Here is a 17,522-nt window from a genome sequence, read left to right on the forward strand (position 1 = left end):
AATAATATATCCTATTGACCTATGGCAGATGAAATGGAACTTGGAGGTTATCCCACAGAGACAAGGATACTTATTGCATTGAAGAGATCGGATGGGATGACGCTTCAGCAGATTGCAGACCAGATAGGAGTATCTAAGATGGCGGTACTTAAACACATTCAGGCCCTTGAAAACAGGCATCTCATTGAAAGAAGAATAACAAAGGGCGATATGGGTAGACCGTTTTACAGATTCTATCTGTTGAGAGGATCCTCTGAGGCATTCGGTTCTTCCAGCGGCGGGGTTCTGGCAGATCTGATCGAATTCCTTGTTGCCACAGGAAACAGGGATCTTATCCTTAAATTCCTCAATAAGCGATACACTGAGATTGCAGAAACTTACAGGATAGCCATTGGCAGCGCAAGGGATGATGAGAGGGTAGAGAGGCTCGTTAAGCTACGGTATGAGGAGAACTACGTCCCAGAGATCAAGAAGGTGGGAAATGGCAAGTACGAGTTGCTAGAGTACAACTGCCCAATCTTTACCATATCAAGGAGATTTGGTGAGGCATGTGCACTGGAATGTCACCTTTTTGAATCCGTTTTGGGAATGAACGTTACGTCTTCACATACGCAGGTAAATGGTCATGGCACGTGCAGGTTCCTTATAGAAAAAAAGGAAGCAGATCTTTGAATTTTGCACCACCATAAGCCAGAAATGCTGACATTCTCTATCAATTCGATTTTCTTCGATTGTTGTTCATTTATAAATTTTATAAACTGTTTAATTTATTAATTCAGCTGAAATGAAACGGCGTGAATCCCAATAATAAAACGATTGGCCTTTTCAATATGACCAAGGTGATGTTCCTCTCATCCAGCCTCCCCATCGAGATATATATAATGTTTCTGCTCAGCTCGACCCATACAGGGAGGATTATCTTCGGTGCCATCATGCTGGTCTCTCTTACGGTCATAACTGGACTTCAAGCGCCCATAGGGAAGATAATAGATTCGATGAAAAGAAAGACCATCGTTCAGATCATACAGGGATCGTCGTCAATAGCAGAGGTTCTCATCTTCATAGTATGGAATTTTTGGCAGGTAAGTCCAATACTCATCCTATCAGCTCTTATGATCTATCTTGATGTAAGCGAAACATTCTACTTTGATGCAATGCGGGCGCTTCTACAGACCATATCCGAATCAGGATTGTACGTCAGATCCAATGGCCTCTCAGAGATCTCCGGCCAGCTCCCATCCATCATCGGACCGATTATGGCCATTCCGCTCCTGCATTTTCTTGGACCGCGAACGGCACTCGTTGTTGCAGCCCTCCTTGCATCGGTTTCGCTTATACCCCTATGGTATCTGCGGGACGATTACAGACCGACCAAGAACACCAGACATGGTGTAGATGGAATGACTGGAACAATATCTGTCATCAGAAGATTCCCGAAACAGATCGCACTGATATACCTTCTCAATTTTCCTTTCATAATGGTCACCGTTGGTAATCTGGTGAAGCCCGTATTCATAGTGAACGTCATCCACGGCGGTGTTGCGGATATTTCATTGTCAGAAATTGATTATGCAGCGTTTGCCGCCATAACTGGCCTCTTTATGGCCATATTCCCAAGCAGGAGGGAGATGACAAACACCTTCATCTTCTTCCTGATCTATCTGGCTGGACTGATTTTAATGCCGTTCTCTTCAAGTTTTGTAGCCTTCCTGTTATTTCAGAGTCTGCATGGAATTGGAAACCCGGGAACGCGCATAAACAGAAATTCTCTGGTTATGAAGTATGTGCCAAGAGATCTTCAGGGCAGATTTTCCTCAGGCGTTTCTCTTTTCTCCACCATAACCAGAATGACGATACTCGCCGTGTTCACCGTTGAGATCGACCGGGTGAGCTCCATTGATCTATTTCTGGCAATGAGCGCCATAACGGTCTTGGCGATGGCTATTGCCCTTGTTCTGAAGGGTGGCACCAACCTATGGTCTATCGCGGAAACGTACGACGAAGCGTCTGGAAAACCAAGGACGGATTCAGGATCCTGACCGGTTCCCGAAGGAACTTCTGAAGAGGAAATAGTACAGCAGTGGGTCAGCAGCCGTTATTATTCCGCCTATGAGCGGTGGATAGATCGTGCTGATGGAAAGCAGGTCTCCGGCCACAGGTGGAGATGCTGCAGAAAAACCCGTTCTGGTCATAGAGGTAACTCCCGAGGCTGTGGCCCTTTCCGTGCTATCCACGATACCCATAGAAAAGGACTGTCGAACCGGCACCGCTCCCATCTGAAGGCCCTGCCTGGCAATATAGACTGCAGCGGCAAGAGGGGGGACTGTTACGAAAGCCAGAACTATGAGCAGGATCGAAGATGCCGATCTTGTCCACACTATTGCGCTGAGCTCTGACTCAGGTTTTATGATCCTTGGTATCAGCAACATAGGCAGAAGAACAAAGATATTTGAGATGCCAAAGATCAACCCTATCTCACCGGATGATATACCATAACGAAGGTGGAACCAAAGAGAGAAGATGGGTGATATAAATCCAGCACCTATCCCATTGGGTATAGTTGGTACCGAGAGCTTTATCATCCGCTTCCATGATATCGTGGGAAGCAATCTGCTGCTCTTGACACCGTTGTCCTTGAGGAATACAGTTATCAGCATGCCTATGATGCCCATGAAGCCGGCTACATAAAAGAGACTAAAGACGTTTCCATCCAACCTCTCAACAACATCGATGAGGAATGAGCCAGCGCTAGAGGATATCAGGCCAATAGCGGAAGCTGTTGAAAGTACTCTTGAGAACCTGCTTCTATCCGTGAACTCAGTTATCAATGCAGTCTGAACAGCTCCAAAAGGCCCTCCGGATCCTATCGGCCCACCACCGGAACCTGTGAAGCTGCCAAGACCACTCAGAAGTATAAGGATAGAAACGTCCTTTGAACTGAGGAATACGAAAGATGAGACTGCAAAGATAAGATAAAGGAAAACAAGCACCATCTTTCTTCCGTAGTGATCCGCAAGCATTGCCATGAGAAAGGTGAGTGAAGAGCTCAGGACTATTGCTGAACCAAGTATTATGCCCACCGTAAGAAAAGAGTATCCGATATGATGAAGGTACAGGCTGACAAGAACGTTGAGAAAACCGTAACTGAAGCTCAGGAGCGCCCTGGCAGAAACAATATTAGCCAAACTGAAAACGGATCCTGAAGTCCTTTCTATGGTTCCCGCCCCCTGATCCTATAATCTTTATGCCCGGGCCGGGATTTGAACCCGGATCTGAGGCTCCGCAGGCCTCCAGGATATCCAAATTACCCCACTCGGGCATTCACGGTATTCATTTTACATATTTATAGTGACGTCAGGGTTTCCACTAAACCCAGGTTCAGGTTATAGAAAGCGTTATGAAGAAAATTTCTTGGTGAGTAAATGATTAACGTTGATCCAACGGTGAACCAGATCTCCGATCCGTGCTTTCCTGCAGCACATATCTAGAATTCATTGAAGGTACTTACTAATAAAAAGGATATAAAAAGAACGGTCGTGATCGTTCAGATTATATGAAGTTTTTTTCCGAGATCTGAAAATGCGTCCACAGCGATCTTTATATCAGCGTCTGTGTGAACTGCAGACGGCATGAGCCTGATCCTGGCCGTACCCTTTGGTACCGTAGGATAAACGATTGGCGAGGCAAATACGTCCTTCTCGTCGTACAGTCTCTTGCTCAGATCTACGGTCTTTTTCTCGTCCCCTATTATGACCGGCGTTATCGGCGTCTTGCTGTGGCCTGTGTTGTATCCTATATCAGATAATGATTTTTTCAGTATGTCGGAATTGTGCCACAGCTTCTTTATCAGCGAATCGTCCTTCTCAAGGATCTCTATGGCCTTGAGGACTGCAGCGGCATCACCTGGGTTAAGAGCGCTGCTGAAAAGGAACGGCCTGGCCTTCTGCTTCAGAAGATCTATGAGATCCGCTGACCCAGCAACAAATCCACCCATGGATCCAAGAGCCTTAGAAAATGTGCCCATCTCTATGTCTACTCGATCCTCGAGATGGAAATAGTTGACTATTCCCCTACCATGATCGCCAAGAACGCCTTCTCCATGCGCATCGTCCACGTAGACCATCACGTCGTTCTTTTCGGCGACCTCCGTTATCTCAGGCAGAGGCGCGATATCTCCATCCATGCTGAAAACTCCGTCTGTTATCACCACGGCCTTCTTGAAAGCTGACCTGTTCTCTCTGATCTGTTTTTCAAGGTCCTCAACGGAGAGATGCTTGTACACGATCCTCTTCGCTGAACTCAGCCTTGTCCCATCTATTATGCTGGCATGGTTGAGCTCTTCAGAGAATATGACGTCATCCTTTCCAACGAGCGCCGGTATCGTTCCCACATTTGCCAGAAGCCCTCCCTGATATACCAGAGCAGATTCCATGTGCTTGAATCTGGCTATCTTTTCCTCCAGCTTTGCATGAATCTCGTCTGTACCTGCTATGGATCTGACAGCACCAGCACCGACTCCGTACTGCTCTATAGCCTCTATGGCTGCCTTCTTTGTCTCAGGATGATTGGCGAACCCTAGATAGTTGTTGGAGCACATGTTCAGGACTTTCTTACCACCGATAGTCACCCATGATCCCTGAGCGCTCTCTATCGTCCTTATCGGTACGTATCTACCCTCAGCCTTGAGGGCTGAAAGCTCCTCCTCCACCCAGCTCAATTTCTGCATATTTATTTAATCGGTAGAGCCTATATAATCATTTCACAGCGTTATGCTGCCTGCCACATATTTGCTTGCCCATCTACACATTCACCTAGCTGGTCGGGCTGGCTGCGGCATCAACACGATCCTCACAAATTGCTATATACCTGAAAGCTATCAACTCATAGAGCAGGTAGTGAGAACCCTCGCATAATTAAAGATAAACTAATGGTGAATAGGTGATCAGATGGATGAAGAGATGCTAATTCCAGAAGAAGAGTACCAGAAGTCGGGAGTGCATATCGGTACGCAGGTCAAATCCAGCGATATGAAGCCGTATATATTCAAGATAAGGAACGATGGCCTTTACATCCTCGACGTCAAAAAGACAAACAGCAAATTGATCGTCGCAGGAAAAATGCTGGCCCGCTTTGAGCCACAGGATATACTCGTGGTTGCCCAGAGGCAATATGCCTTCAGACCGGTTGCCAAATTTGCTGAGGTCACAGGCGCTACGGCAATAACTGGAAGGTTCAATCCAGGCACGCTCACAAATCCAAGCCTGAAGTTCTACAAGGAAGTAAAGGTCATAATTGTGACCGATCCGCTGGCCGACGTTCAGGCCATGAAGGAGGCAATAAAGGTTGGCATCCCCATAATAGCCCTGTGCGATGCCAACAACAAGACGGACTTTGTGGATCTGATAATACCGACGAACAACAAGGGAAGAAGATCCCTGGCGGTTATATACTGGCTGCTTGCCAGAGAGATCCTGAAGAACAGGGGAACAATAACCAGCTACGACCAGTTCAAGTATACAATAGATGATTTCGAGGCTCAGATCTAGATAATATCCTTAACCCTTTTCAGCGCTACGTATCTGACCTCATTTTTATATATATCTGCATATATCATTGTTTTTCTTACGCTTGAGGCGACACGCACTCCCCTGCTTATGGCGTACCATCTCTCCTCCCCAGACATAACGCTTACAAGGTATTCGGCATGCTGGCTGTCCATGCCAAGGTATACCCTGAAATTTGCACCGTACTTGAACCCGGTCTTCACAATACAGCCCCTATTGATGAGATCCGAATATACGGTATCGACTGGCGTTGCGTTTCGGTTTCCAGCGATGTAGTTCGCCTCATTCTCCGTCAGAAGCCTTAACCCATGAAATGCAGACCCTATCCATGAGTCCAGATCTCCAGTCACGAAGCTCCTACCGCCCATCCTCACAACCGTTCCAGATATTTGCGATACCGGATTTCTCCCCTCCGGGAATACCTCCTGCGATGAGTATATCGTCGGATCGCCCTCCTCATCCACGGTGAAGTAGTAGTCCACGGGATTCTCAACAAGTTCTGAGAATTCTATCCTGTCGTATTCTCTCATGACCCTGAGGCTAAGCGGTTTTTCCGTTCCCTTCCTGAAGTAGATCAGCCCGGAATCCTCCTTCACGCGATACCCCTTGTTTTTCAGAAGTTCATAGGCCACATACCTGTCAAAAGTGACCGTATCGAAGATATCCCTGAAGGCCCCCTCTTCTTGGAAACTTATAATGCCCTTTAAATATAGATATAAGCATTCATACTGGTCTAGAACTAGGTTATCTCCGCTCAAATAGCCGATCCTGTACTTTCCTATGATGTAATTTTTGCTCTTACCATTCTCGATAAAGAAGATGCGGGATCCACAGATACCCTGTTCCATCTATTTCCTCAACACATTCCTGCTTATTATCTTATCAACCATATCATCTAGGATGCCATCGAAGCCTGTACCATCCTTGCACGAGACCATATAAAATTTAGAACCGAACCTCTTGCTCAGTTTTTCAAGATCCTCTTTCCATATCTGAGCCTCATATTTCAGATCGGTCTTATTTCCTACTATGTAAACATTGATCTTGTTCATTTCGTATGCCCTCGCAATGACTTTTTCAGCGAATCCAAGACTCTCTGGATTGGTTAGATCTATTATCACGATCATCCCAGTGGCAGTACCCATGACTTTCCCGGCATCTTCATCTGCCTCCTGAAAGAGTATATCGACGCTGTATCTTTTACCATCTATCTCTCGTGTAACTGTCTTCTTGATCATGGATCTTGGAATGCCAGGAGCCATCTCTCCGTACACCATGAATGATATGAATGATGATTTTCCTGAACCCTTTGAGCCAATCACGAGGAATTTCCAAGCTAGTTTCTGAATGGGCATTGGGCATCAATAGGTACCTTTTAGTTATACTTTTTCCTCTGAAATAACGTCCTTGCGTGCTGGATTTCCCTGACCACTGACAGCAGATCTCAGACGGAATTCGTGAAAAACGCATCTGCTAAATAATGGCACTATAATTTTATATATTTACATGATATTTAATAATCATGGAATACAGATTTTCTGATATATTTCGGTACATAAAGCCCTCTGAGATAAGGTCGTTATTGAAGTACACCTCCGATCCGGATCTTATTTCATTTGGCGGTGGAATGCCAAACCCAGAATCATTCCCACTGAATGAGATGAAGGAGATACTCAACGATGTTATAGGGAATTACGGTAAAAAAGCTCTTCAGTATGGGACTACCGAGGGTCTTGACCCACTCAGGGATGAGCTCGCAAAATATGTCGAGAAGACCGAAGGGATCAGGGCGAAGAGGGAGGAGATCATTCTGACGACTGGATCACAGCAGGCTCTATACGCCATCGGGAAGATATTCACCAACCCGGGAGACACCGTCATAACTGAGGGGCCAACCTATGTTGGAGCCATATCCGCCTTCAATTCCAACAAGGCCGAGATGATAGCCGTTGATCTAGACGATAAAGGAATGAACATAGATGCCCTTGAGGACAGGATAAAGAACCTCATGTCCAATGGGACAAAGCCAAAGTTCATATATGTGATTCCGACATTCCAGAATCCAGCAGGAACCACGATGGTGCTTGACAGAAGAAAACAGCTGCTGGAAATATCAAAAAGATATGAGATACCCATAGTTGAAGATAACCCGTATGGCCAGCTAAGGTACGATGGAGCACCTGTTCCGTCCATAAAGAGCATGGATGACGACGGGAACGTGATCTATCTGGGTACATTCTCAAAGGTCATGGCACCTGGCCTGAGGCTAGGATATGTGATAGCGGACAGGCAGATAATAGAGAAGATAAACCTTGTGAAGCAGGGTCTTGATCTAGCATCTGATTCTCTATCAGAATACATCGCGTACGAATATCTGAAGAGGGGAGACATATACAGGCAGATACCCAAGACTGTAGACCTGTACAGGAAAAAACGCGACCTGATGCTTAAATCAATATCTGAGTATTTCCCAGAAGGGGTCAAATACACGAAGCCGAATGGGGGTATGTTCCTGTGGGTATCCCTGGATGAGAGGATCGACACGACAAAGATGCTGGAAAGGGCACTGAAGGCAAAGGTTGCATACGTGAGCGGTGCCGCATTCTATCCTCATGGAGAGAAGCATAACAGCATGAGACTTAACTTCACCTATTCAGACGATGATAAGATAGTAGAGGGAATAAAACGCCTCGCATACGTCATAAATGAGGAGATGGAGGTAGTGGAGTAACCTCCATCCCCATGGTTTTCAGCCTAAAGCCAAATATATTTTATCGTTCATGCCATAACGTCAGGATGATAACCGTCATAGGAGGGACCTTCTCAAAGCTTCACAAAGGACATAAGGCACTGCTAAACGCGGCCATAGATACAGGAAATGAGGTTGTTATCGGCCTGACCAGCGACGAATATGTGAAGAAGAACAAAGTATACCCTGCAGTGCCTTACAGTGTGCGCTATAGGGCATTATATAACTTTATGATAAAGCGAACTAAAAGGTTCAGAATAAGACAGATAGATGACAGAAATGGCAATGCCCCCTATGAGAAGGATTATGAAGCGATCGTTGTATCGCCTGAGACCTATCCACGATCGCTCAAGATCAACGAGATTAGGGTGAGCAACGGCCTTCCGCCTCTGAAGATAATACGCGTCCCATATGTCCTTGCTCAGGATCTGTTCCCCATAAGTTCTACGAGGATAATTAATGGGGAGATAGACACCAATGGAAGAAGACTGGCCCCACTTAAGGTTGGCATATCCACCAGAAATGAGGCAAAGATCAACGCAGTGGAAAAATTCGTCAGGAGATTCGTGAAGAACTACCAGATAATAAAAAACGAGAATTACGATCTGAAAACTCAGCAGCCATTTAATGAGGAGACCATGGAGTTGGCAACAAAACGCGCCATGGAATCGCTGAGAGACAATGATTATTCTGTTGGAATTGAATCAGGTATAATATACGAAAAATTTTCAAAGAGGTATTACGATGTGCACTACTGCGTCGTCATGGATAGATTCGGAAACGTCACGAGGGGCATGAGCAGCGGCTTCGAAATCTCAGATCATATAGTAGACAGGATTAAGCACGATCGTACATTTTCCGATGCCTATTCTGGACATTTCAGCGTAACTGAATTGGATCAGGCGGAGGGCATAATCGGAAAACTATCCAATGGAAAATTGAGGAGGATAGAACTCATTGAGGAATCTATCAGAAATGCGTTCATTCCCAGACTCGATCCTGACTTTTACGATTCAACGTACACACCGCCGTGATCCGACCATCAGCTAAGCTTCTGGGATTCGTTTTAGGCGAAGGATCTGCACCGGCATCTTTCCGGACTGTCCCTGATCCGATTATCACGAACGTATGAATGCCATCAATGGGCTCTTCCATTGTGGGAAATCGTGCATTCTTTGCCTGAAGGATATTTTAAAGCTTTCCCCAGCCACCTACTTTCTTTAAAGGTTGGTTTCTGTGAGCGGAAAGACAGTTAGCGGAACTATGGTTATGATTTATGAACTCTGCTCCATCTTCTTCCAGAAATTATGCTCAATGCTAAAACGAAGAGCGACATGCAGAGAATAGCCAGAAGCATGTAGATTAGATCGCTGAATCCAGTGGGTTCAGCAGCCACAATGAAAGCCGGGATCAGGCTCATCTTGTAGATGGTGCTCCCAGTGAATATACCCATGCTCACGATCTTCTTCCCACCCATAAGCGACACAAGTATCATTATGACCTCAGGGAGGGAAGATATGATGCCTATGCCATATGCACTGAGGTCCACAATGCTGATGCCGGTATACGCTGCTATGCCTAATGTGCTCCTTACCAGCACATCTGATGATATGAATATGAGGAAGAAACTGACAACAAGACTGATCTTAGAGTATCCACGTGCATCATGATCCGACACTATGTTGCTCCTCATCTTTATGATGAGATAGATGATGAAGGGTATGAAGAGTACTATGCTCCCGTACCATGGTACAGAGACGAATATCTCAGCAAAGATGATGGATATCGTGGTCAGCATAACTATCATTATCATATCCACTGTGAAGATCCTCACTACGCGCAGATAGCTTACAGCCATGATCACGGTGAAGAAAATCATGGTTATGAGGTTTGAACCTTCCACCGCACCCATGCCTATCTCAGGGTGACGGAATACCAGAGATGAAACTGATAGCGCTATCTCATCAAGAACAGAAGCAAGGCCCACGAATATTGTTCCCGCATACATATCACCTATGCCCACGGATCTGAACATGGGAACCGCATTGTCGAAGAACAGATCGCTTGAGTATACAAGAACGAACAATGAAAATATGAAAAATACAGAAATGTAAATAAGTGAACTGGCAGCTGATAAAAAGACGATGATGGATAATATTGCCAGTGATGATAGTATTTCAATGGAGTGCGGCTTCCTCAATCTGGTTCTCTCCCGCCTCTTCTATCATATCCCCACGTATAATCTTTCTAGTTGATATGGACGTAGGCCGAAGTTTATCCACGAGATAGGCAAAGGCATCATCCGCCGTCCGCGGATCCCCGCATGTATAAATATCCAGCGTTACAAGGCCATACTCGGGCCACGTGTGGAACGAAAGATGCGATTCGGCCAAAAGCACTATGCCGCTTGCACCCTTTGGCCGGAACTGGTAATAGTCCGATGATATCTTAGTCAACCGGCCGTACTCTACAGCGCCCTCTATGATAGGATACATGCGTTCTGTAGTAGCTATCAGTTCTGAATCCACCCCGTAGAAATCTGCAATGATATGAATTCCTACTCCCACTTCCATCGTCCTCCATACAGGTTTTCACCCCTTAGGTTAAGGAAAGAATTAATATGTTGTATTTAAATATTTTACATAGCTGGATCATATGTATAAAATTTATGAATAGCTATTATTTTAGCAAATCCATTGCCAGTTATTCATAATTTATAAAAGATAATATTTTAAATATAATAATAAGGTTCAAAATATTCATGAAAGGTCTATTATGTTCGCTTTGACAGGGCTGTAACGGTTTTCAAGCTGTGGTATCTCTGCCATTGAATAGTGCAGACGCCTCCGTGAAGTGACTAGGATGGCGTTCTGCCCCCTGACACAGGCTTCGAAGGCCGCCTGCAGCGCTGAATACTCTATATCTGGTTTCAAACCTATGCTGTTCAGCGCCACGTATCCTGCCTCTCCCATTGCAGCCAGCAGTGCTGGCCTGAGACCGTCTATGGTTTTTTTCAACTTATCATTCACCATGTGGTCGATTGAATCTGGAATGACAAGAACCGATAGCTTTCCGAATGGAACGTCGATAAGCCCAGAAAGGCCAGTGATATCGACAAGGCCGCCAGCGTGTGCATCGTTCACAGCCCTGCCTGTTGCGCCTCCTCCACTAAGGTAAGCGTAAAGATATCCATCCTTCATTCTCAGATATACCGTAGAACCAGAGTTCATATCCTCGGCAGCTATCGCCTCCCAGACCATCACGCTGTCCAGATCGAGTATATTTGATGTGATAAATTCCCGCATATCAGAGAGCTGCCTGTAAAGGAAGTCAAACCCCTTCTTCGTTATCCTGTTCTCGTCATCTATGAAATCCTCTTTGCGCAGATTCTTTATATGATATATTACTCCCTGAAGGGTTATGTCCATCTCCCTTGCTATCTCTGAGGGCTTCCTTTTTCCATGGTATATATTCAGAAGAACTATGATCTGGTTAATCTGGTCTGGTTTGGGTAACATTCATTACAATATATAAATGAAACTAATATTTTTTACTGTAAGGCTTTGCATCACTTGACAAGGTGGATCTGCATTATAGACGCGCCGGCAACAATATACCAAGTATAAGCGATATCAGATACAGGAACCCTATGAACGAATTGGCATTGAAGAACGACCTTCTGACCGTTTCAGGCTTTGATGGGTCAAGTATCACATGCTGGTAAACCACAAGGAAGCTTATCGCGATCATGGCCGCAAGGTACCAGTACGTCCTCACGTAGAATAGGACTGCCCAGAACGATAACAGCGTTATAGCGTGAAATATAACAGATATCTGGAGCCCTCGTTTCAGCCCGTATCTTACCATCAGCGTTTTAAGGCCATTCAGCTTGTCGTACTCTATATCCGGTATAACGTATATAACATCGAAGCCGGCTATCCAGAAGGATGATCCTATGAATATAAGATATATGGAGGGGTCCATGGGGAACGAAGGTATGACCGCAAGATACCCCGCAAGGACGCCGACGCCGATTGTCGACCCCATATATATGTGCCTCCACGGCGTGATCCTCTTTAGAAGAGGGTCCGTAAGGAAAAGGAATATAACCAATGGAGAGAGAATCAGGACAAGCCTGTTGAGGAAATACGTGGATACCTCGAATACGACAACGAAGAATACCGTCATCAATATGGCTTCCCTCTTAGATATCCTCCCTGAAACCAGAGCCCAGTCTTTCTTTCTTGGATTGATAACGTCATAGCGGAGGCCCTCAATCCTGTTTATGGACATTGCAGAGGCCCTTGCAGATACAGCGGCTATAAGTATAAGTACTATCTTCAGGGGATATATGTACCTTCCAGCCGCGATAACGTATCCAGTGAATATGAAGGGCAGATCGAAGACCGTGTGCTCCAGCTTTATGTAATCAACTATATCTCTGAAGTTCATATGCGTACCCGCCACATCTGGCATCGCCAGGTCTCATCACTGAGTCAATCCATTCTTCTTCATCAGATCCCTGACCTTGTTTGCGAGGTCCTCCGGCATCTCAAGGACGTCTGGCCAACGTCTCTGGTATCCCTCATCCGGCCTCTTCTTTGTTGCGTCAATGCCCATTTTTGAGCCGTAGTTGAAGATCGGTGATGCATGATCAAGACTGTCCGTAACGGTGCCCGGTATTATTATTACGTCCCTATCCGGATCTATCCTGGTGGTCATAGCCCATATTACCTCCTTCCTGTTGTGCACATTTATGTCATCATCCACAACAACGATGATCTTGGAGAACATCATCTGGCCCATGCCCCATAACCCGAACATCACCTTCTTTGCATGACCGGGATACCTCTTCTTTATAGAAACTATGACCATATTGTGAAATACCGCCTCCTCCATGGTGTTTATATCCACTACCTCAGGCATGACCATCTGTATCAGAGGCAGGAACATCCTCTCTATGGTCTTTCCCATTATAACGTCCTCATGCCATATTTTTCCGACTATTGTCGTTGGATAGATCCTGTCCCTGCGCTCTATGATCTTCTTAATGTGGAATACAGGGAACTGCTCCTCCAAGGAGTAATAACCCGTGTGATCTCCGAACGGGCCCTCTACACGCGTCTCGGCGGGATCGATATACCCTTCAAGGACTATCTCAAAATTCCTTGGGTATTCCACGTTTACCGTTTTGCCCTTCACGAGATCGAAACGTTTCCTTGAGACAAGCCCACGAAACATGAACTCGTCAATTCCATTAGGAAGAGGGGCCACCGCAGAGAATATGGTCAGCGGATCCGATCCTATTACGACAGCGACGTCCATGACCTCATGTCTCTGCGCCTCCTTCTGGAAGTTCTCCGATCCTCCCTTGTGAATATGCCAGTGCATTCCAGTGGTTTCGCTGTCATAGACCTGCATCCTATACATGCCCATGTTCCTTGTCCCTGTTTCAGGGTCCTTCGTTATGACAAGAGGTAGAGTTATGAATTTTCCGGCATCCTGCGGCCAGGTTTTGCATATCGGGTACCTGAACAGATCCACCCTGTCCAGATCGTCATAGCCTGACGGCAGACTCTGCGCTATTTTTGGCCTCAGACCGCCGAGCTCCCTCATCATCTCAATGCCCTTGCCTATGAAGCTCTCGCTATCCCCCGGTGGCTGAGCTATCTCGGCTATCCTGCGACCGATCTGATATGGATCATCGCCCAGGATTGTCTTCATCTTCTCGTACGTTGAGAACAGGTTACCCACAGCCGGTATCTCACTTCCCTTCACCCTGTTGAACTGTATCGTCCGCCCACGCCCTATGCGCTCTTCCTCGCTTAGTATGTATGTAAGCTCCAGATCCGGGTCTACCTGGTCGTTCACTGATATAAGATCATTCTTCTTTGCCAGAAAATCAAGATATTCGTGCAGATCATCGAACAGCATACCAGCTCATGCCAACTGACATTAAGAAATTTAGCCATAACGTTATCGCTTGATTCTAATATGGATCTATACCATCAAGACTGAAGCAGATTCTCCGCTACATGAGGATTGGATAGAAAATGAACATGTGCATAGGTGGCCGTAACCGTACCATCTGAGAATCCGTCCTCGGTTGAGGATGACCTGCTCCGAAGCAGGAACGGATGATTGTACGATCCTTCGAACCTTATCCTCGACTTGTGAAATTCATGCCCCTTTGCTGTTTCTCCGGACTTAAGTATTCCGGTATCCCTCCTGGCGCTGATCTCTCTGTACCCTATTACAAGCTTATTCTCCAAATACACGGATGCTGGGATGATCCCAACACCCTGATAGACTCGGCCTTCTGTGCTTTCCAGTGATCTGCACAGGAACATGTATCCTCCACACTCCGCGTAGATGCCAGTGCCATGGCCTGCAGCGAAAAGTATTGCATCCCTGGTATCCTTGGCGGCCTCGAGCATTCCTGCAAATACCTCTGGATAACCACCGCCAAGATATATAAGATCGCTATCTGAGCCAGGTACTTCGTTCCTTATGGGGGAGAAATAACTGATGTTTGCACCCATCCTCCTCAATATCCTCAGATTTTCCTCGTAATAGAAATCAAAGGCGCTGTCCATAGCCAAGGATATCTTGAATGTGCCCAACCGATCAACAGCTGGACGGTAGGATGTATAAATATCTTCTGCGGATCCGGCTATATCGATCAATCTTTCGGTATCTATGAAGGTGCTCGACTCTATGGCTTCGAATACACTGTTTATCTCACCTATCTCGTAGGCCTGTACAAGACCAAGATGCCTGCTCTCAATAACGGCCCTCTCATTCCTTGTCATGTATCCCAGAACTGGGACACCGGTCTTTTCCTCGATCGCACCCCTGATCAAGCGATAGTGCGGTTCTCCGGAGACTCTTGTGACGATGACCCCGCGGATCAGGTCTCCGGCATAGGCCTTAACTCCAGCGACGATGGCGGCACCAGTGGCCGATATTCCATAGCCATCAAGAACCAAGATTATTGGCGTTCCGGTCCTGCGTGCCAGATCGTATGTGCTGCCAGAAAAATCCGTTCCGGTTCCGTCGAAGATGCCCATGACGCCTTCAATTATGGATATGTCGTAGCCCTTAGATCCTTCGATCAGCAGGTATTTTATCTGATCATCATCCATCATCCACAGGTCAAGGTTCTCGCTTGGAACACCGGAAGCCAACCTGTGAAACTGCGGATCTATGTAATCCGGGCCAATCTTGTATGGCTTGACCTTGACATGCTTCGCCATCAGTTTAAGAATTATGGAAACTGTTATGGTTGTCTTTCCGGCGCCACTTTCGGTACCGGCCACTATCAGTCTAGGGATCTTCATCCGAAATAACCCAGATCCTCCTTATTTTGCTTGTTCTGAAATTCCTCAGCCATCTTTCCGGTTATCTGCTCTATCTGCTTGCTGCGCGTCTCGATATCGCTCATGTCTATCTTTATACCTATCTGCTTTTGAAGAACGTTGAGGACCTCCATGGCACTCTTTGGATCGGCAAAGTATCCTGAGGTCTCGCCCATAAGGCAGGCACCGTTCATGCTGAAGAGCTCCATTCCAAGACCCAGGATTAATCCGGCGGAACCAACTATCCCCCCACCTGGTTCTCCCTTCGGAAAGACAACGCCGTTCTTTTCAAGTTCCCCTATCAGGTTCTTATCGGTCACGGCCCCAAGAACACGCGGCTTGTCGACTATCTTCCCTATGCTATAGCCTCCAAGCGTGTAGATCATGGATACACCTATCTCCTTGGCTATCTGAAGAACCTGATATGATAGTTCGTATTGCGCCTCCTGAGTGGTTCCCTGAAAGTCACCAGCTAGAATCACCAAATCATGTTTTCCGCGCATTTTCTTATAGTAGATCGAGTTCCTTACAAGATGCACCACACTGTCGTCATTGATGAATACCTGAGGCGGAAGGTATTGTGAAAATATATCATACATCTTTGTCATGTTCAGTTTTTCAACTATGTAATCCGCCGCTATCTTCCCCACATTCCCGATGCCTGGCAGACCTCCGATTAGTATCGGGGATTTAAGTTTGACATCCTTATACTTGATGACCACTATTTTCTCCATTAATTTCACCTCTCAACTCCTCAATCCTGTACTTCCTGAACCTGTCCACGGGGGAATAACGTGGCGGCACAGCCATGTAGGTATCTGAACCGCACTTTGGGCATTTCTCCTCCATAGTATAGGTGTGGCACCTGGGACATTTCCTTATCAGTGATTTCATTGCTTGTTGAACTCCACTTCAACTTGCAGCTTTTTTGCCTTTTCGTTGACTATCTGTACAACTTTTTTGAGTGTTTCTTCTGCCTTCTTATAGTCCTTGTCCTTGACCACGACCCTGTATCTTGGAGCACCAACATATTCGAGTTCAACCTTGCCTGCATCCTCTGGTATGGCGAGAGCTTCCTTTATTCTATCGACACCATCGGAGGCGAGGGAATAAACCTCAAAGTAGCCGGAAACTGAAACTTCCGGTATCGTTATGTTTTCCTTGGCAATCCCCACAAACACATCCTTCCAGTCGCCCTGAATATCAGGAAGCCATTCCCCGTTTGACTGCGCGGCATTTTCAAAGGCGGCAAAGAGCGTCCCAAACAGCTCAACAAGCTTTCTGCCAAACTGGTCTTTGCATTCTTCCTGTTTCCGATTCAATCTGTTGCATACTATTTCGAATAGCTTATCGGCCTTCTGCTCGTTCTTCCATTCGGCTATTTTCTCCCTGCTCTGATGCTGATTTACACGCTTCAGCGAGAGGTCAACGACCTTTCTGTCCGGATTAACGCCTATGACCTTGCAGACCACGCGCTGACCTTCGCGAAGGTAGCTCCTTATATGTTTGACCCAGCCCGTGGCAACCTCCGATATGTGTATATAGCCTTCCACACCGGGATACTCCTCCAGGACACCGTTTGCCCCGAAGTTCTTTACCTCCGTTATCCTTACGACCACGAGGTCTCCGTTGTCTGGGAGGGGTTTAATATTCATAGTACCTCTACTACCTCACCAGAGGTTGCGAGCGTACCTCCAGTCGGCTTTGCGATGGTGGCGCCGCATATGTTGCAGGTTACAATCGAAGATGGCCTGGCAAAAACTACCTGAACGTTACCACAGTCCTTGCATTTGATCTTCACGAAGTGGCCGTTTATGTTCTTTGGTTTGACGAATTTAACATCTGCCATAT

Annotated in this window: 19 protein-coding genes and 1 tRNA gene; 5 read left to right on the forward strand and 15 right to left on the reverse strand. The window is 46.3% G+C overall.

Going from position 1 to position 17,522, the window contains the following annotated elements; translation table 11 throughout:
- The first annotated feature begins 21 nt into the window (after positions 1-21).
- The gene (locus F6Q11_RS02470; RefSeq protein WP_297026129.1) at positions 22-672 is read left to right on the forward strand and encodes a metalloregulator ArsR/SmtB family transcription factor; all 651 of its coding nucleotides are present in this window, start codon (positions 22-24) and stop codon (positions 670-672) included.
- 158 nt (positions 673-830) lie between these two features.
- The gene (locus F6Q11_RS02475) at positions 831-2,039 is read left to right on the forward strand and encodes an MFS transporter (protein ID WP_297026130.1); all 1,209 of its coding nucleotides are present in this window, start codon (positions 831-833) and stop codon (positions 2,037-2,039) included.
- Here the strand turns inward: F6Q11_RS02475 and F6Q11_RS02480 are convergent.
- From F6Q11_RS02480 to F6Q11_RS02490, 3 genes are all read right to left on the reverse strand, one after another.
- Positions 2,028-3,185, reverse strand: a complete 1,158-nt coding sequence (locus F6Q11_RS02480; RefSeq protein WP_297026131.1) for an MFS transporter — start codon at positions 3,183-3,185, stop codon at positions 2,028-2,030. The two genes, F6Q11_RS02475 and F6Q11_RS02480, sit on opposite strands and share 12 nt — an antisense overlap.
- A 60-nt stretch (positions 3,186-3,245) precedes the next feature.
- Positions 3,246-3,319: transfer RNA gene (locus F6Q11_RS02485), tRNA-Arg, on the reverse strand.
- Positions 3,320-3,544: 225 nt separating this feature from the next.
- Positions 3,545-4,726 carry a glycine C-acetyltransferase gene (locus F6Q11_RS02490; protein WP_297026132.1) on the reverse strand — a complete coding sequence of 394 codons (1,182 nt, stop codon included), beginning with the start codon at positions 4,724-4,726 and terminating at the stop codon, positions 3,545-3,547.
- A 220-nt stretch (positions 4,727-4,946) separates the two neighbouring features.
- On the opposite strand from F6Q11_RS02490, the gene rpsB reads away from it, so the two are divergent.
- Entirely contained in the window at positions 4,947-5,546 is a 600-nt protein-coding gene (gene rpsB / locus F6Q11_RS02495; protein ID WP_297026133.1) for a 30S ribosomal protein S2, read from the forward strand.
- Here rpsB and endA read toward each other — a convergent pair.
- Together endA and F6Q11_RS02505 are read right to left on the reverse strand one after the other, a co-directional pair.
- The gene (endA, locus tag F6Q11_RS02500; protein ID WP_297026134.1) at positions 5,543-6,412 is read right to left on the reverse strand and encodes a tRNA-intron lyase; all 870 of its coding nucleotides are present in this window, start codon (positions 6,410-6,412) and stop codon (positions 5,543-5,545) included. The genes rpsB and endA overlap by 4 nt on opposite strands.
- Positions 6,413-6,919, reverse strand: coding sequence for a GTPase domain-containing protein (locus F6Q11_RS02505; RefSeq protein WP_297026135.1), 507 nt, complete (start codon positions 6,917-6,919; stop codon positions 6,413-6,415).
- Positions 6,920-7,086: 167 nt separating this feature from the next.
- On the opposite strand from F6Q11_RS02505, the gene F6Q11_RS02510 reads away from it, so the two are divergent.
- Both F6Q11_RS02510 and F6Q11_RS02515 read left to right on the forward strand, forming a co-directional pair.
- Positions 7,087-8,295, forward strand: a complete 1,209-nt coding sequence (locus F6Q11_RS02510) for a PLP-dependent aminotransferase family protein (protein ID WP_297026136.1) — start codon at positions 7,087-7,089, stop codon at positions 8,293-8,295.
- Between the two features lie 65 nt (positions 8,296-8,360).
- Positions 8,361-9,347, forward strand: a complete 987-nt coding sequence (locus tag F6Q11_RS02515) for a bifunctional pantetheine-phosphate adenylyltransferase/NTP phosphatase (RefSeq protein WP_297026137.1) — start codon at positions 8,361-8,363, stop codon at positions 9,345-9,347.
- Between the two features lie 233 nt (positions 9,348-9,580).
- On the opposite strand, the gene F6Q11_RS02520 is transcribed toward F6Q11_RS02515, so the two are convergent.
- The 10 genes from F6Q11_RS02520 to F6Q11_RS02565 all read right to left on the reverse strand — a co-directional run bounded on the left by F6Q11_RS02520 (position 9,581) and on the right by F6Q11_RS02565 (position 17,520).
- Positions 9,581-10,513, reverse strand: coding sequence for a hypothetical protein (locus F6Q11_RS02520; protein ID WP_297026138.1), 933 nt, complete (start codon positions 10,511-10,513; stop codon positions 9,581-9,583).
- Positions 10,491-10,886 (reverse strand): adenosylmethionine decarboxylase, encoded by a 396-nt coding sequence (gene speD / locus F6Q11_RS02525; RefSeq protein ID WP_297026139.1) that lies wholly within the window; start codon positions 10,884-10,886, stop codon positions 10,491-10,493. The genes F6Q11_RS02520 and speD overlap by 23 nt, the downstream gene beginning before the upstream one ends.
- 186 nt (positions 10,887-11,072) lie before the next feature.
- On the reverse strand, positions 11,073-11,831 hold the full coding sequence (locus tag F6Q11_RS02530) for a transcriptional regulator (RefSeq protein WP_297026140.1): 759 nt from the start codon (positions 11,829-11,831) through the stop codon (positions 11,073-11,075).
- Between the two features lie 73 nt (positions 11,832-11,904).
- On the reverse strand, positions 11,905-12,789 hold the full coding sequence (locus F6Q11_RS02535; RefSeq protein ID WP_297026141.1) for a UbiA-like polyprenyltransferase: 885 nt from the start codon (positions 12,787-12,789) through the stop codon (positions 11,905-11,907).
- 12 nt (positions 12,790-12,801) lie between these two features.
- Positions 12,802-14,247, reverse strand: coding sequence for a menaquinone biosynthesis decarboxylase (locus F6Q11_RS02540; protein WP_297026142.1), 1,446 nt, complete (start codon positions 14,245-14,247; stop codon positions 12,802-12,804).
- A 74-nt stretch (positions 14,248-14,321) separates the two neighbouring features.
- Positions 14,322-15,653, reverse strand: coding sequence for a cobyrinate a,c-diamide synthase (locus F6Q11_RS02545; protein ID WP_297026143.1), 1,332 nt, complete (start codon positions 15,651-15,653; stop codon positions 14,322-14,324).
- On the reverse strand, positions 15,650-16,405 hold the full coding sequence (locus F6Q11_RS02550; protein ID WP_297026144.1) for a proteasome assembly chaperone family protein: 756 nt from the start codon (positions 16,403-16,405) through the stop codon (positions 15,650-15,652). The genes F6Q11_RS02545 and F6Q11_RS02550 overlap by 4 nt, the downstream gene beginning before the upstream one ends.
- Positions 16,377-16,565, reverse strand: coding sequence for an RNA-protein complex protein Nop10 (locus F6Q11_RS02555; protein WP_297026145.1), 189 nt, complete (start codon positions 16,563-16,565; stop codon positions 16,377-16,379). The genes F6Q11_RS02550 and F6Q11_RS02555 overlap by 29 nt, the downstream gene beginning before the upstream one ends.
- Positions 16,562-17,326, reverse strand: coding sequence for a translation initiation factor IF-2 subunit alpha (locus F6Q11_RS02560; protein WP_297026146.1), 765 nt, complete (start codon positions 17,324-17,326; stop codon positions 16,562-16,564). The genes F6Q11_RS02555 and F6Q11_RS02560 overlap by 4 nt, the downstream gene beginning before the upstream one ends.
- Positions 17,323-17,520: a 30S ribosomal protein S27e gene (locus F6Q11_RS02565; RefSeq protein WP_297026147.1), complete on the reverse strand. Its 198-nt coding sequence runs from the start codon at positions 17,518-17,520 to the stop codon at positions 17,323-17,325. Before F6Q11_RS02565 ends, F6Q11_RS02560 begins: the two co-directional genes overlap by 4 nt.
- Positions 17,521-17,522: the final 2 nt, after the last annotated feature.

The sequence above is a fragment of the Thermoplasma sp. genome (assembly GCF_008709555.1).
Taxonomy (GTDB): Archaea; Thermoplasmatota; Thermoplasmata; order Thermoplasmatales; family Thermoplasmataceae; genus Thermoplasma.